The following is a 13884-nucleotide window of genomic DNA, read 5'->3' as shown; positions in this document are numbered from 1 at the left end:
TCTTCCATCCGTATTTTCTTCGATTAGACAGACAATAATCAGCAAAGGAACATACCGGTTCCTCTACTGATTAAAGTTTCACGTTATATTCTCTACTTGTCACTATACCCATTTCTTTACGACTTGTATAGCCACCTGCTAAAAATGTCAAAAATTCGCCCTACTCTTCCTTTTTTTATTGAAAAAGAGCAGGTGTTACTTCGTTGGATTTTTTTCCTTTTTGTTTTGTTTGGGAATTGTAAGGAACTACATAATAAGTAGGACTGTCGAGCAGATTCACACGCTCTTTTTCAAATGCTCCTTTTCCCTTCACTTTGCCAATTACTTCGGCTTTATCTCCTTTTTTCTCATAAACATAATAAACAGCTCTTTTATCAGGTGAAGGTGTCCACGATAAATTTACCGTTAGCAAACCAAATGGATGGAATGTTAATTCTTGTTTTAAGTCTTTAACTTCCTCTAAGCGTATTGGTTTTGGCAAATCTTTAACGCCTGCTGGCTTTTGAAATGCAGCTTCGTCGTAACCAGCTCTTGTGAGAATGTCTTTAAATAATAGCGTCGGATAAGAACTTCCTTTTGTTAAATAATGCTGGTCATTTGTAGAATCATATCCCATCCACACGCTTCCTACAACATCCGGCGTATACCCAACGAACCAAGCATCCCTTGTAGCTCCTTTAACATTCGTATACGAAGTAGACCCTGTTTTTCCTGCTAACTCTCCTTTAAAATCTCCATTTTTTGCCGTTCCTTCTTTAACAACTCCTTGAAGCATTTTTGTCATATACCACGCTGTCTGTTTTGAAAATGCTTTGTGAGTGTCGGGAACAGCTTTTGCAATCACTTTTCCGTCTTGATCTTTTATTTCTTGAATAAAGTACGGTTGGATGTTTTCTCCGTTTTCAGCAAATGCACGGTACGCTCCTGCTAATTGAAGCGGTGTAATTCCTTCCTTTAATCCTCCAAGAGCAATCGCAAGCCCTTTATCTTCTAAAGGAATTCCTAGCTTTGTGAGATACTGCTTACTTGTTTCAACTCCTAGCTGATTCAATGTCCAGACGGCAGCTGCGTTTTTAGAATCTTTTAGGGCATCGTACATCGTTACCTTTTTAGCATATTGACCGTCTACATTTTTAGGTGTGTATCCCCCGTAGCTTCTAAGCTTGTCTTGCAGCAAGGAATAAGGCTTGAATTGACCTTCTTCTAACGCAGGGCCATATACCGCAATAGGTTTCATCGTAGAACCTGGCTGTCTTTTGACATTTACGCGATTGAGCGACTTTTGTACATAATCTCGTCCTCCCATAACAGATAAAACTCCTCCGCTTTTGTTATCGACTAATACAAAAGCACCTTGGGCACTTTTATCTGTACCTGGAAAATAACGATTTTCTTTCATCAGCTCGTAGGCGGCTTCTTGTACTTTTGTACTCATAGGTACTTTGACCGTATAACCGCCGCGCAGAAGCTCATTGCTCGAAATACTGTATTTCTTCTCTGCTTCTTGAATAACCATATCGATATAGGTTAGATACGCTGGGTTTTTAGCCTGTTCCTTTACGTTCAACCCCAGCGTTCTTCCTTGCAAACGGACATTTTTTTCAGCTGATAAATAACCTGCTTTTTGCATGGCATTTAACACAACATTTCTACGTTCTATACTTTTTTCCGGATGTAAAATAGGAGAATAAGAATTCGGTGCTTTTGGCAGTGCAGCGAGCAGTGCACCTTCTTCTACCGTTAATTCGGAGACATCTTTATTGAAGTAAAGCTTGGATGCAGCTTGGATTCCATAGGCTCCGTGTCCAAAGTATATTTGGTTCAAATACATTTCAAGCAGTTTTTGCTTACTGTAACGCTGCTCCAAGTTAATGGCCACCACTACTTCTTTTGTTTTTCTAAGCAGCGTTTTATCATTAGATAAAAACACATTTTTAGCCAACTGCTGTGTTAAAGTACTTCCTCCTTCAACACTTCCTCCAGCCAATATATCTCGGTATAATGCTCGACCAATAGATTTAAAATCGATTCCGTGGTGTTCATAAAAACGAACGTCTTCAATTGAAATAAATGCTTGTTGCACATGCTTTGGAATCTTATCAATTGAAACCAAGTCCCGATTTTTCACATAGAGCTTTGTTAATTCGTCTCCATTTTCGTCCACTAACCTCGTAGCCGAGTCCATGACGATCTTTTTCTCATCAATTACATAGTTTCCAAGAAACAAGATGATAATATATCCAATCAATCCTAATAGAAAAATTCCAACTAAGGCAGCAATTGCGTATAAGCCTTTTTTGTACATCGTGCCACCCCTTTTCTTTCGCTAAACTTTTGATAATATGGAAAACAACTTCATCAATGTTTTACTTTACCATCTTCATTAGAAGTTCACAATTTTTGAATTTTTGTGTGTAAAATTTTATAATTTTAGTATGATTTACAATTGTAAATTGTATGCAATTCCCAATTAGAAAGGAAGTATAATCCATGAAGATCTTTATTACTTACGGAACAGGCCCTTACCTTCAGAAGTTGATCGACGAACATCCGAGTGAACGTTTGCTACTGCTTCACAAAGATGACGATCAATTTGCACTAGTTCACGAAACAGATGGAGATACAATTTTTAAAGAAGGACATGCTTATGAGGTATTAGATGCTTCTGGAGATCTTGCAGATAGCGGATTTGCTGTACTAAATAATATTTCAGTTACAGATGAAGGCCGTCCTTTGTTTGAACAGCGATTTAGCCAACGAGCTCGTTTAATTGAAAATGAAGCAGGCTTCTCAGCTATTCGTGTGCTTCGTCCACTGCAAAATGACACATACATTATCTTTACAGGATGGAAAGATGAAAGTTCATTTAGCGATTGGCAGTCTTCAAAAGCCTATAATGAAGCACACAAAAAACGCGGTACGTCAGAAGGCGTGGATCAGCAGCCATCGATTTTCTCTCGCCCTTCTTATGTGACCTCATACCACGTAGTTAAATAAGTAAACATCCTCCTAGTAGGCGAGTATCACAATAGGCACAAACGTCATATTGTATACTATATCACCTATTGGGAGGAATTTTTATGGGCATAGAGCTTGGAGCTCTTCATTGGATGTATGTCCTTTTTATCGCCTTCATTATCGGCTTTATGATTATGCGGCGAGATACGAGTATCCTTTGTATACTCGGGATTTTTTTACTTTCCTTAACGGCTACCTCTTCGTTAAGCCACTCCGTCAGCGCTGTTTTTTCCAGCTTCATTTATGCCATTACAGAACTGCTTCCTACCATTTTAATTATTTCAATTATTGTATCCATGAGTAAAGTCTTAATGGCTACAGGAATAAATGAATCGATGATTTCACCTTTTGCTCGCCTCATTAAAACGCCTGCTCTTGCCTATTGGGTTATTGGATTAGTTATGATGACCATCTCCTATTTTTTCTGGCCTTCTCCAGCCGTTGCTTTACTTGGAGCCGTGCTTTTACCAGTGGCCATCCGCGTAGGGCTTCCAGCTATAGGCGTAGCCGTAGCGATGAATTTGTTCGGCCACGGCGTTGCGCTTTCAGGAGACTTTGTTATTCAAGCTGCTCCTAAGATAACTGCTGACGCAGCAGGTCTTCCAGTTCACGAGGTGGTTCAAGCAAGTGTCCCTCTGGTCATTGTGATGGGAGTTGTTACGACACTCTCTGCTTTTTACTTTTTAAAACAAGATATGAAGCACAATAGAATTCACGCTCAACCGACAATGTTAACAAGCAGTTCTTCTGTCCAATCCACACCTCTTTCTTCTTCAGTACGCCGGGCTTTAGCCATTATAGTTCCCCTTTTCTTTGCTATAGACGTATGGGCAATGTTCGCCCTTCATTTACAGGGAGGAGATGCAACTGCTCTCGTTGGTGGCACAGCCTTATTTATTTTAGTGGTGGTTTCACTTATTGCTCACAAAGGAAAAGGTCTCGAACAAACAACTTCCTACTTGATTGAAGGCTTGCAGTTTGGTTTTAAAGTATTCGGTCCCGTTATTCCCATTGCAGCTTTTTTCTATTTAGGAGATGCTGGATTCACAACAATCATCGGTGACTTTCTTCCGAAAGGATCACATGGACTTGTAAATGACCTAGGCGTTGCGCTTGCTTCCACTGTGCCGTTAACCGCACAGGTCGCCACTGTAACGATAACTGCTCTAGGAGCTATTACCGGATTAGACGGTTCAGGCTTTTCAGGCATTTCACTTGTAGGCTCTGTCTCTCATTTATTTGCATCTGCTTTAGGATCGGGCGCTGCCACCCTAACTGCTTTAGGGCAAATTGCTGCGATTTGGGTTGGGGGAGGCACATTGATTCCATGGGCATTGATTCCAGCTGCTGCGATTTGCGGAGTCAGTCCGTTTGAACTCGCCAGACGTAATTTAAAACCTGTAGCGATTGGATTAGTCGTTACAACAATTGTCGCGATGTTCTTAGTTTAAACAAAAGCCCCCTTCTTTTTATGAAGGGGGCCATATGTATATATTTTTTACATGCCTTTTGGAAACTCTTTTTCCGCTGAAGGCTTTACATACGCATAAACAAGCGTATAGAAGAAAATGCCTACAATAAGCCACATAAGCCCTAAGCTGTAGCCAGCTAAGACATCTGTTAAAAAATGTTCTCTTAATAGAATACGGCTCACACCTATTAATAAAACAATTAAAGTAATTGCAAGCTGATACCGCTTGGCTACCTTTTGACTGTTCATATGCTTTGTGAGAAAAAAGATAATCAGACCATAAATAAGAATTCCCATCATCGCATGGCCGCTTGGAAAACTGTAGCCTTCGATGCCTTCAAGAGGACGCCCTCGTTCTACCGCATCCTTAACTGCTTTATTAATAATATCACCGCTTAAAATAAATAAAAATGCCGATATCATACCGATATAGTCCTTTTTAAAAAATAAAAAAACGAGAAGTACAGCTAAAAGAACCATAATCATCACTTTTGAAGCTAAAAAAGACAAGCCATGAAAAACAGATGACGCTGACTGAAGAACAGTACTGTCATCTATAGCTGAAACAAGCCAGTGGTCTCCTTGAAAAGAATCTGTCGACACAACAAACAACACTCCTAAAAAAACGAGACCTGCCCCCCCAAACACCCACATCAATTTTTTGTACAGGGATACAGTTTGTGAATCTACCATATCGTTACCTCCTATTATCTCATGAGAAAATTGGCAAAAAACTCATTCTTTATCCCTATTCCTCATCTTATGTATCTATTATGTATATAAAATATTTCATGATTCAATTACTTTTTTCAATAACAACGCTTACATTCTTTTCTTTTTAATAGATAATGATATAATGATTAAAATGTCAAAAAATTCAAAACTTTATTCAACCTATACAGAAAGGATATGGTCACGTGAATTCCAAGCTACATACTTTACTTGAAGAAAAATTTGATGAAATGGTTCAAGTCCGCCGATATCTGCATCAGTATCCAGAACCGTCTTTTAAAGAATTTCAAACCGCTGCCTACATTCGATCTTTTTATGACAAAATCGGTATTTCTTACCGAGCAAATGTAGGAGGAAACGGCATTGTAGCAAGCATTCAAGGAGGAAACCCTGGTCCTACTGTAGCTTTGAGAGCCGACTTTGATGCCCTGCCTATTCAAGATGAAAAAGATGTACCATATCAATCAACTGTTCCCGGTGTAATGCATGCGTGTGGTCACGATGGTCATACAGCTACTCTTTTAGTCCTTGCTAAAGCGCTTTTTGAAATAAGGGATTCTCTCCCTGGTAAAATCATCTTCATTCATCAGCACGCCGAAGAGTACGCACCCGGAGGCGCCAAGTCCATGATTGAAGACGGATGCTTAGACGGTGTAGACGCGATATTCGGAACGCATTTATGGTCATTAACTCCAACTGGTGTCGTTCAATATCGAACGGGCCCTATTATGGCTGCTGCTGATCGCTTTGAAATTACGATCAAAGGAGCAGGCGGCCACGGTGCACAGCCTCACAAAACAAAAGATTCAATCGTCATCGCCTCTCAGCTTGTTGTTAATTTACAGCAAATTGTAAGCAGACGTGTAAACCCAATTGATTCAGCGGTTGTGAGCATAGGTTCTTTTGTAGCAGAAAATGCATTTAATATTATTGCTGATTCTGCTCGACTAATTGGAACGGTAAGAACATTTAATGAAGATGTACGAAATGACGTAGAAAAAGAAATCGAACGAATTGTCCAAGGTACATGCTTAACAGCTGACGCTTCTTATGAACTGAGTTATACGCGCGGCTATCCTTCCGTCGTCAACCACCCGGAAGAAACGGCCTTTCTTGCTTCTGCTGCTTCTCAAATCGATGAAGTTCATACAGTCGAAGAAACGGAGCCTCACATGACTGGGGAAGATTTCTCTTATTATTTGCAGCATATTAAAGGAACGTTCTTTTTTACAGGAGCTCAGCCAGAAGGTGTAGATGCTCCTTATCCTCATCATCATCCTAAATTTGATTTTAACGAAAAAGCAATGCTTATCGCAGCTAAAACGCTTGGTACGGCTGCTGTTGAGTATTTAAGAGAACAAGCTCCTTCTAAAAACGTAATAAAAGCGAATTAATCATTCAGCAAGCATTCGTACAGATAAGCAGACGAGTGCTTGTTGTTTTATTTCAGGAACCTTTTCCTCACTTAAAACGTAGTATTTATATCGACTGAAATGAGGTGATTTTTTTGAATACGTATGAAGAAAAAGTGTTACAAGAAGCTGAACATTGGAAATTCAGCATATTGAAACGACCTTCTAAATTTCAACGGACCGCAAAATCTTTACAGCTTAAAATAAATGAAAAAATCCCTGCTAAAGTCCATAAGATTATGACTGAAAGCATAAAAAAAATGGTTGAAACCACGCTTGTTGGATCCGATTTCATCACTAAAAAAAGAGATGTCAGCGGTCTTTCATTTGAAGAAAAAGAGAACAGAATTTTGGAACTCATACCTAAGTACAAAAAAACAGCTGCTGTAGAAGGAGCTGGTACTGGTGCAGGCGGTATCCTTTTAGGTGCAGCAGATTTCCCGCTTCTTCTTTCCATAAAAATGAAGTGCTTATTTGACATTGCCGCTACGTATGGTTTTGATGTAAAAGAAAAAGAAGAACGCATTTATATGCTGTATATTTTTCAACTTGCCTTTTGCAGCGACGACCATAGAACGAAGCTGCTCGAAGTAGTAGAAAACTGGGAAGAAAAGAAAGAGGAACTTCTTGAGCTTGATTGGAAAGCTTTTCAACAAGAATACCGTGATTACATTGATGTTGTGAAAATGTTTCAGCTTATGCCGGGAATTGGCGCTGTTATAGGTGCATATGCTAATTATCAGCTTCTTGACCATCTCACAAAAGTAGCAATGAACGTCTATCGCTTCCGTATATTATCTTCGTCTCCAAAGTAGTCTAAAAACGTAAAAAAGCTCCTTTCGGAGCTTTTTTTTTACGTTAATTTTTTATTTACATATGCATGTACAAATAAGTGAATAAATATAGCACCTGCTGCCACGGAAAGCAGTGCAGCAACTATATTAGAAAAAGCCACCGCTATGGCGAGCACAAGAATTTGTACATACAGCGCTTTTTTCCATACGTCCAAAAATGCCTTTTTCCGTTCTTTAGCTTCAACCGGATAAAGAGAAAGCCATAAAATCTGTTTGTGCTGCTTCCAAAGCGGGAGTAATTGAAAACCCGTCATGTATACAACAAATAAAACAACCACTATATTGCCGTATTGAAACGGCGCAGCTACAATTAAAAATCCGCCAATGACAGTTAAGCGAACGAGCAAACTTAAATAATCTCCTGATCGCAAAAATGTTCTGGTGTATAAGTAATGGTAAGTGGCACTTTGACGAAATGGAATACGTGCTACTAGCCAATCTAAATATCTACGGCGTTTGATTCGCTCTTTTACCTGAGGAACGTCCGTAAATAAATTAGCTAATCGATAAAAATAGCCCATGCGCTTTTCTTCTAAGTCAATTAGCTTTTCCCATTTGATCGGCTTTCTTTTTGTAAGCGAGCGATAATAAATGGCTAGCGCAATCATAATCACCGCTACGATTCCTGTAAAGAATGCGTATGCATGGGAAAATAAGAAGTACGTAAAAACTGCGTTCAAGAAAAACCTGACGATATAATCTGTCCACTTCGCCCACTTTTCTTCAAACCATACAGCCCACCAAGACATGCCTAAGTTTACAACTTTCAAGATGAGTAATAGCAGAAAAAACACAAAAACGTTTGAGTAAGAATCATGCATTACCTTTACTTGAAGAGGTGCTGCTGCACCAGTTGCAAATAATAAAATATAAAGCTGAATCGTAAAGGTAAACCAAAAAGATTTTTTAAAATAAGGCTGAAGCTTCGTCTCCAAAGGAAGTAAAAAGACTAAATCAGGTCGTTTTAAAAACGTTTGAATTTGACCCATGGTTAAAATCAATCCCATAAGTATCGCAATCAATACAGCCGAAGGAAACGCAGGTGTTAATGTACTTAACCACTGTTGATAATAGTAGGCCAAACCGCCAATTGCAAAAATTAACACTAATTTAATGTGGTCATTTAAGATATATTTTGTATATCTTCTTATATCCACTAAATACTGCTGAAACCGTTGCTTCCATAATGCATCAATCTTACTCATAGCCTTCTTCCTTTGTTAATTCAATATAAATTTCATCAAGAGTAGCATTGCGCATTTGAAATTCTTCTTGAAGGTCTTTAAGCGTTCCTTGCGCTCTTACTTCTCCGTTATGTAAAATAACAAATTTATCGCAGTAGCGTTCCGCGGTCGCCAAAATGTGTGTGGACATTAAGATGCCTGCACCTTGCTTTTTCATATCCGTCATCAAATCAAGTAAAGATTGAATACCCAGCGGATCTAAACCTAAAAAAGGTTCATCAATAATATAAAGAGACGGCTGAACCAAAAAAGCGCACATAATCATAACCTTCTGCTTCATTCCTTTTGAAAAATGCGCAGGGAACCATTTTAACTTCCGGTCTAAACGAAACTCTTTTAAAAGCGGCTGCAGACGGGCTTCATATGTTTGAGCCTCAAGTCCATAAGCCATAGCTGTAAGGTCTAAATGTTCTTTTAATGTTAATTCATCGTATAACACAGGAGTTTCTGGAATAAACGTAAACTGACTTCGATAACCTGTTGGATCTTGTTGAAAGGTTTTATTATTAATGGATACACTTCCTTTTTTTGCTTCCATTAATCCAATGATATGTTTAATCGTTGTACTTTTGCCGGCCCCGTTTAACCCGATTAACCCGACTAATTCACCTGCATTTACATCAAACGATACATCTTTTAAGACGGGAGTTTTTGTATATCCCCCTGTAATATTGTTAATTTGCAATAAAGAACCCATCACGATCTCCTTTTATTTGTTCTTTTTGTCTCCAAGCGCAAGCGCTATTTGCTCTATTGTACCAAATCTTTTTCTTCCTCACATTGTTTTCAATTTTTTTCGGTTAATTTTCCCAGAATATAATCGAAATATCGGGACATTCTATATAGGGAAGAAGGAAAACAAGTTATTGATTACAACTAATCATTACAAAGCTTCTTACATTTGGGATGAGGTGTCTACAGCAGGCATATTTCAGAAAACCTTATTGTAAATCGATGTATGTTTGATTCATAAGGGGATGGTAGTCATGAACGTAGTAAGAATATATATAATGGGTAGACAATAATGTTCATTTATTACTGTGTAGATGAGGTGTTTGTCAAAGACCAAGAACGATTTCGTTCACATTGTATATTTTTTTAGCTCAATGCTTAAATGAGGTGTTTGTTAAAGAGAATATACTTTTTCAAGTTACTGTTTCATTAGGCAATGCAATTACGTAAATGAGGTGTTCCTTAAAGATCATATGCTGCATTAAAAGCTATTTTTTCCTTCTTCACATGACGGGATGCATAATCGTTTGCATCCCGTTTTTGTGTATAAAATGCCAGCAGCTATTTCTTGTCTGCTGATTGCATTCCTACTTTGTGGTAAAATAAACGTACATGTATACCCATACATTTATATTGGTAACGGAAGGTGAATATAATGAGCACACATGATGAAAACTGTATTTTTTGCAAAATTATTCGCGGTGAAATCCCAGGTGCAAAAGTATTTGAAAATGAACATGTATTAGCTTTTTTAGACATTAGTCAAGTAACAAAAGGGCATACGCTGGTGATTCCAAAAGTACATAAAAAAGACATTCACGAACTAACGCCGGAAATTGCGCGCAATTTGTTTGAAGTGGTTCCTCAAATCGCAAATGCAATTAAAGAAACATACAGCCCAATCGGCTTAAACATCTTAAATAATAATGGTGAAAAAGCTGGTCAATCCGTGTTTCATTATCATATGCACATTATTCCTCGCTATGGGGAAGGCGATGGATTCGGTGCTGTATGGAAAGAGCATATAAGCGAATACACGCCTGAAAAACTTCAAGAAATCGCTGGCAATATTTCTTCTCGCCTTTCTTGAAACAAAAAAAGCTTACACATGTAAGCTTTTTTTGTTTTATCTATTCATTTAACACATGTTTAATCAGTTTGTGATACAAAACATCGTACAGCTTTTCACTTATTATGAACGACTTTCCGCCTTAACTTCTAAATTCATACGTTCTTCAATCAATTTTGTTAATGCTCTTGATCCTTCAGGTACCAAGTGGACACCATCTGATGTAAAGTATTCAGGGTGCTTAGAAGCCTCTGAGTACCAATCTACGAGCGTGACGTGATCAAACTTTTCAGAAGCAGCTTTCAAGTTCTTGTTCACGGTGCTTTCCCACGAACGAGGAACGCGCGTATTCACTAAGTAAACATCCGCGTGTGAAAAAGCTTTTAACAGTTGTTCAAGTTCTTCATTTGTAAAATAGCCGTTTGTTCCTAACTCAATAATCACTGCGCTGTTCGGATTATTAAATGCTTGATAGCTAGGAGTTAGCTGCAGTGCTTCATTGAGCTGCCTTCCTACTTTTCCGTCAATCGTAATACTAAGCGGCATCTCTTTAAGATTAGGAGCAATATCCAGCATGACCGAGTCTCCAATCGCAAGAACATCTCTGTAAGAATTCGGCTGCTGTTTTTCTTTGGCATCAGATTTTTCTTCCCCGGAACTCTTTTCCGCGTTCTCTGCTTTTTTATCATCCGCTTTGTTCTTGTCTTTGACAGAAGTTGAAGCATTTTCTTTATGATTCGTTTGAATTTTAACCTCTGTCTCTTTCGCTGTCGTTTCATCCTTTTGCTGCGTACTAATAGCAAAGCTTGTCATATCCGCTGTAAACAGCGCCAAAAAGAAAATGAGACTGCCCAAAACCGCTTGTCTCGAACGAGAGAGATTACGCCATTTAAAAAGCTCTCTCGGATGGTAGTGCCGGAAATAATAGCGAAAGCCGCGTGTGCGGATAGGCACTTCGATGTAACGGTAAGAAAGTTCAGCAATGATAAATGTAAGGCCTACTTGTAGCAGCGCATGCCAATAGACCGGGCGGCCAATCTCGGATACAGGTGTTGTAAGAACAATAACCGGATAATGCCACAAATAGATGCCGTATGATCTAGTACCAAGCCAGCGAAGCGGCTTAAACGACAGAGCTTTTCCTAAAAAACTACTAGGATGACTAATCGTTGCAACCAGTACAGCAGCGTTTAAACAAATCAGCAGCATTCCACCTTGATAAAGAAAAGATGCATGAGTATACTCATCAACGCTCCATACGCAGAGAATAAATACAAAGAAACTCACCATACTTACCGCGTTTAATACTTGCTTGCCTACGGCTGGAAGATTTTTTGATGATAAACGATACATCGGCCAGGCAAATGCAAGTAAACAGCCGATTAAAAGGGCAAACAGCCGAGTGTCGGTTCCATAATAAATGCGGCTAGGATCTCCTCCTGGCTCATATAAAAAAGACATTAGAATAGCTGAGGCCATTACTCCAGCTAAAATGAATAGAGAAAGAATTCCTCTCTTTTTGATAAATTTTAAACCCAACAATAAAACAAGTGGCCACACAATATAAAACTGCTCTTCAATAGCCAGTGACCATAAGTTCTTTAATGGTGACGGTGACCCAAAACTATCAAAATATGAAACTTTATGAAAAATAAACCACCAGTTACTCATATAAAAAATAGACGATAATGCATCGCCTCGTAGCGTTGTTAACAATGGCCGGTTAAATAAAATAACCCAAGCTGCAGTTAATACTACCATCACATACACAGCTGGAAGAAGTCTTCTCGTTCGGCTAATCCAAAAATGCTTCAAATTTTTCAAAGGATTTTCCCAAGATTGCACCAGTAAAATCGAGGTAATTAAATACCCTGATAATACGAAGAAAACGTCAACTCCTAGAAATCCTCCAGATGCCCATCCAAATCCTAAGTGATATGCAATGACAGACATAACAGCGAAAGCTCGAAGTCCATCCAAACTATATATATACCTATTTTTCTTTTCCTTTGCACTCATAAAAATGCCTCCAAGCAATATGTACAACAAATTTCTTTCTGAACCAACATTAAGAATATTACGTAATTGTTACATTTTTGTTACAAAAATCATTATATACAATATTATTACTTTCTTCAATATATCACTTACTTAAAATCAAAGAATAAGCAAAAAGAAACAAATTCATTATCTATCTTATTCATAAATTACTAATTTAGTAGTAGTCATATCGATTCTATCTGCACAATACTAAAGCCTAACATCTTTCTTTCACCTTACCCGTTTCAGAAATAGAAAAACTTCACACAATTGGTGAAGTTCCTAAGGTGTCTTTAACATATCTACGTGGGGAAGCCCTTCATCTGAATAAATATCGGAAACAGGTCTAAAACCAAACGATTCATAAAATGTTTGAAGTCTGCTTTGAGCTTGAATTTTAATTGTCTTCTCGTGCAATTCATTCTCTAAAAAATCAATTCCTCTTGCTACTAGTTCTCTTCCGAGACCCGTACCGCGCTGTGCTTGTTTTACAATAATGCGCCCAAGAGAAGCTTCCTGGTAGCTAATTCCTTTTGGTAAAACTCTAAGATATGCGATAATTTTCTCATTCTCTTTTTTGAACAAGTGATAAGCAAGTTTGTCTTTTCCATCTACTTCTAAGTAAGCACACTTCTGTTCGACAACAAAAATAGCGGTGCGAACCTGTAGAATTTCATAAAGCTCATCGTTTGTCAGCTCTTGAAATGATTTTATGCACCAAGTCATGATCCGCTCACCTTTTCTTATTGTTCTTTTTCAATTAAATTCAGCGTACGTTCAAGCCAATTGATATAGCTTGTCTCCCGGTCTTGAGCGCGAGATAGCACCAAATAATGACCAAATTGAGGAGACGAAACGGTAATGTGATGATTAACTTGTTCCAAAAGGTCATCCATTCGTTTCTTTAAAAAAGTTAGCTTCACTTTCCTGCTTGATAGCTGGTTATCTATTTGTTGCTTTAACTCTTCTATTGACATGGATGAAGCAAAATAAGCTTTTAACATAAATTCATCTTTAGTTGTTTCAGGAATAGGATCAATCGTAGTGAGCCACTTGCTTAACTCAGCTCTTCCTTCTTCCGTTATCGAATACATCTTTTTTTCTAATTTCTTGCCTTGAATCACGGTTTCATAGCGAATAAATCCCTCTTCTGTTAATCGCTTTAACTCGGGATAAATCTGGCTGTGCTTAGCACTCCAAAAATTACCGACCTCTTCTTTAAAAAGTCTGGTAATGTCATACCCGCTGAGCTCCTTCTGATCTAAGAGCCCTAATATGGCATATTTTAATACTCTCATTCTGTTCCTCCACA

At 38.3% G+C, this 13884-nt stretch carries 12 protein-coding genes; 5 read left to right on the top strand and 7 right to left on the bottom strand.

Annotated elements, in window-relative coordinates; translation table 11 throughout:
* Nucleotides 1-175: 175 nt before the first annotated feature.
* Nucleotides 176-2305 (bottom strand): transglycosylase domain-containing protein, encoded by a 2130-nt coding sequence (locus ACFX4G_RS23500; protein WP_377577321.1) that lies wholly within the window; start codon nucleotides 2303-2305, stop codon nucleotides 176-178.
* A 185-nt stretch (nucleotides 2306-2490) separates the two neighbouring features.
* On the opposite strand from ACFX4G_RS23500, the gene ACFX4G_RS23495 reads away from it, so the two are divergent.
* Nucleotides 2491-2997, top strand: coding sequence for an antibiotic biosynthesis monooxygenase family protein (locus tag ACFX4G_RS23495; protein ID WP_013055327.1), 507 nt, complete (start codon nucleotides 2491-2493; stop codon nucleotides 2995-2997).
* An 83-nt stretch (nucleotides 2998-3080) separates the two neighbouring features.
* Nucleotides 3081-4469, top strand: coding sequence for a hypothetical protein (locus tag ACFX4G_RS23490; RefSeq protein WP_043981719.1), 1389 nt, complete (start codon nucleotides 3081-3083; stop codon nucleotides 4467-4469).
* 47 nt (nucleotides 4470-4516) lie between these two features.
* Here ACFX4G_RS23490 and ACFX4G_RS23485 read toward each other — a convergent pair whose 3' ends face one another.
* Nucleotides 4517-5182: a phosphatase PAP2 family protein gene (locus tag ACFX4G_RS23485; RefSeq protein ID WP_097825009.1), complete on the bottom strand. Its 666-nt coding sequence runs from the start codon at nucleotides 5180-5182 to the stop codon at nucleotides 4517-4519.
* Between the two features lie 224 nt (nucleotides 5183-5406).
* Here ACFX4G_RS23485 and ACFX4G_RS23480 point away from each other — a divergent pair, with 224 nt between their 5' ends.
* Nucleotides 5407-6615, top strand: a complete 1209-nt coding sequence (locus tag ACFX4G_RS23480) for a M20 family metallopeptidase (protein ID WP_097825008.1) — start codon at nucleotides 5407-5409, stop codon at nucleotides 6613-6615.
* A 113-nt stretch (nucleotides 6616-6728) separates the two neighbouring features.
* A complete protein-coding gene (locus ACFX4G_RS23475) occupies nucleotides 6729-7448 on the top strand; it encodes an EcsC family protein (protein WP_377577317.1) in 720 nt (239 codons plus the stop codon).
* A 38-nt stretch (nucleotides 7449-7486) separates the two neighbouring features.
* Here ACFX4G_RS23475 and ACFX4G_RS23470 read toward each other — a convergent pair whose 3' ends face one another.
* A complete protein-coding gene (locus ACFX4G_RS23470) occupies nucleotides 7487-8692 on the bottom strand; it encodes an ABC transporter permease (RefSeq protein ID WP_097825006.1) in 1206 nt (401 codons plus the stop codon).
* Nucleotides 8685-9428 carry an ABC transporter ATP-binding protein gene (locus tag ACFX4G_RS23465; protein ID WP_097825005.1) on the bottom strand — a complete coding sequence of 248 codons (744 nt, stop codon included), beginning with the start codon at nucleotides 9426-9428 and terminating at the stop codon, nucleotides 8685-8687. Before ACFX4G_RS23465 ends, ACFX4G_RS23470 begins: the two co-directional genes overlap by 8 nt.
* 690 nt (nucleotides 9429-10118) lie before the next feature.
* Here ACFX4G_RS23465 and ACFX4G_RS23460 point away from each other — a divergent pair.
* The gene (locus tag ACFX4G_RS23460; RefSeq protein ID WP_377577313.1) at nucleotides 10119-10553 is read left to right on the top strand and encodes an HIT family protein; all 435 of its coding nucleotides are present in this window, start codon (nucleotides 10119-10121) and stop codon (nucleotides 10551-10553) included.
* Nucleotides 10554-10655: 102 nt separating this feature from the next.
* Here ACFX4G_RS23460 and ACFX4G_RS23455 read toward each other — a convergent pair whose 3' ends face one another.
* From ACFX4G_RS23455 to ACFX4G_RS23445, 3 genes are all read right to left on the bottom strand, one after another.
* Nucleotides 10656-12551 (bottom strand): acyltransferase family protein, encoded by a 1896-nt coding sequence (locus tag ACFX4G_RS23455; RefSeq protein WP_043981713.1) that lies wholly within the window; start codon nucleotides 12549-12551, stop codon nucleotides 10656-10658.
* Between the two features lie 303 nt (nucleotides 12552-12854).
* On the bottom strand, nucleotides 12855-13298 hold the full coding sequence (locus ACFX4G_RS23450) for a GNAT family N-acetyltransferase (RefSeq protein WP_013081678.1): 444 nt from the start codon (nucleotides 13296-13298) through the stop codon (nucleotides 12855-12857).
* A 17-nt stretch (nucleotides 13299-13315) separates the two neighbouring features.
* On the bottom strand, nucleotides 13316-13870 hold the full coding sequence (locus ACFX4G_RS23445) for a PadR family transcriptional regulator (protein ID WP_025752934.1): 555 nt from the start codon (nucleotides 13868-13870) through the stop codon (nucleotides 13316-13318).
* Nucleotides 13871-13884: the final 14 nt, after the last annotated feature.

The sequence above is a fragment of the Priestia sp. YIM B13486 genome, assembly GCF_042787865.1.
In the GTDB taxonomy this organism is placed as follows: Bacteria; Bacillota; Bacilli; order Bacillales; family Bacillaceae_H; genus Priestia; species Priestia megaterium.
This window is presented reverse-complemented; position numbering and strand designations above follow the sequence as displayed.

Coding starts and splice junctions, on each gene's coding strand:
- ACFX4G_RS23500 (WP_377577321.1), bottom strand. CDS start 2,305: ATGTACAAAAAAGGCTTATACGCAATTGCTGCCTTAGTTGGAATTTTT.
- ACFX4G_RS23495 (WP_013055327.1), top strand. CDS start 2,491: ATGAAGATCTTTATTACTTACGGAACAGGCCCTTACCTTCAGAAGTTG.
- ACFX4G_RS23490 (WP_043981719.1), top strand. CDS start 3,081: ATGGGCATAGAGCTTGGAGCTCTTCATTGGATGTATGTCCTTTTTATC.
- ACFX4G_RS23485 (WP_097825009.1), bottom strand. CDS start 5,182: ATGGTAGATTCACAAACTGTATCCCTGTACAAAAAATTGATGTGGGTG.
- ACFX4G_RS23470 (WP_097825006.1), bottom strand. CDS start 8,692: ATGAGTAAGATTGATGCATTATGGAAGCAACGGTTTCAGCAGTATTTA.
- ACFX4G_RS23465 (WP_097825005.1), bottom strand. CDS start 9,428: ATGGGTTCTTTATTGCAAATTAACAATATTACAGGGGGATATACAAAA.
- ACFX4G_RS23460 (WP_377577313.1), top strand. CDS start 10,119: ATGAGCACACATGATGAAAACTGTATTTTTTGCAAAATTATTCGCGGT.
- ACFX4G_RS23455 (WP_043981713.1), bottom strand. CDS start 12,551: ATGAGTGCAAAGGAAAAGAAAAATAGGTATATATATAGTTTGGATGGA.
- ACFX4G_RS23450 (WP_013081678.1), bottom strand. CDS start 13,298: ATGACTTGGTGCATAAAATCATTTCAAGAGCTGACAAACGATGAGCTT.
- ACFX4G_RS23445 (WP_025752934.1), bottom strand. CDS start 13,870: ATGAGAGTATTAAAATATGCCATATTAGGGCTCTTAGATCAGAAGGAG.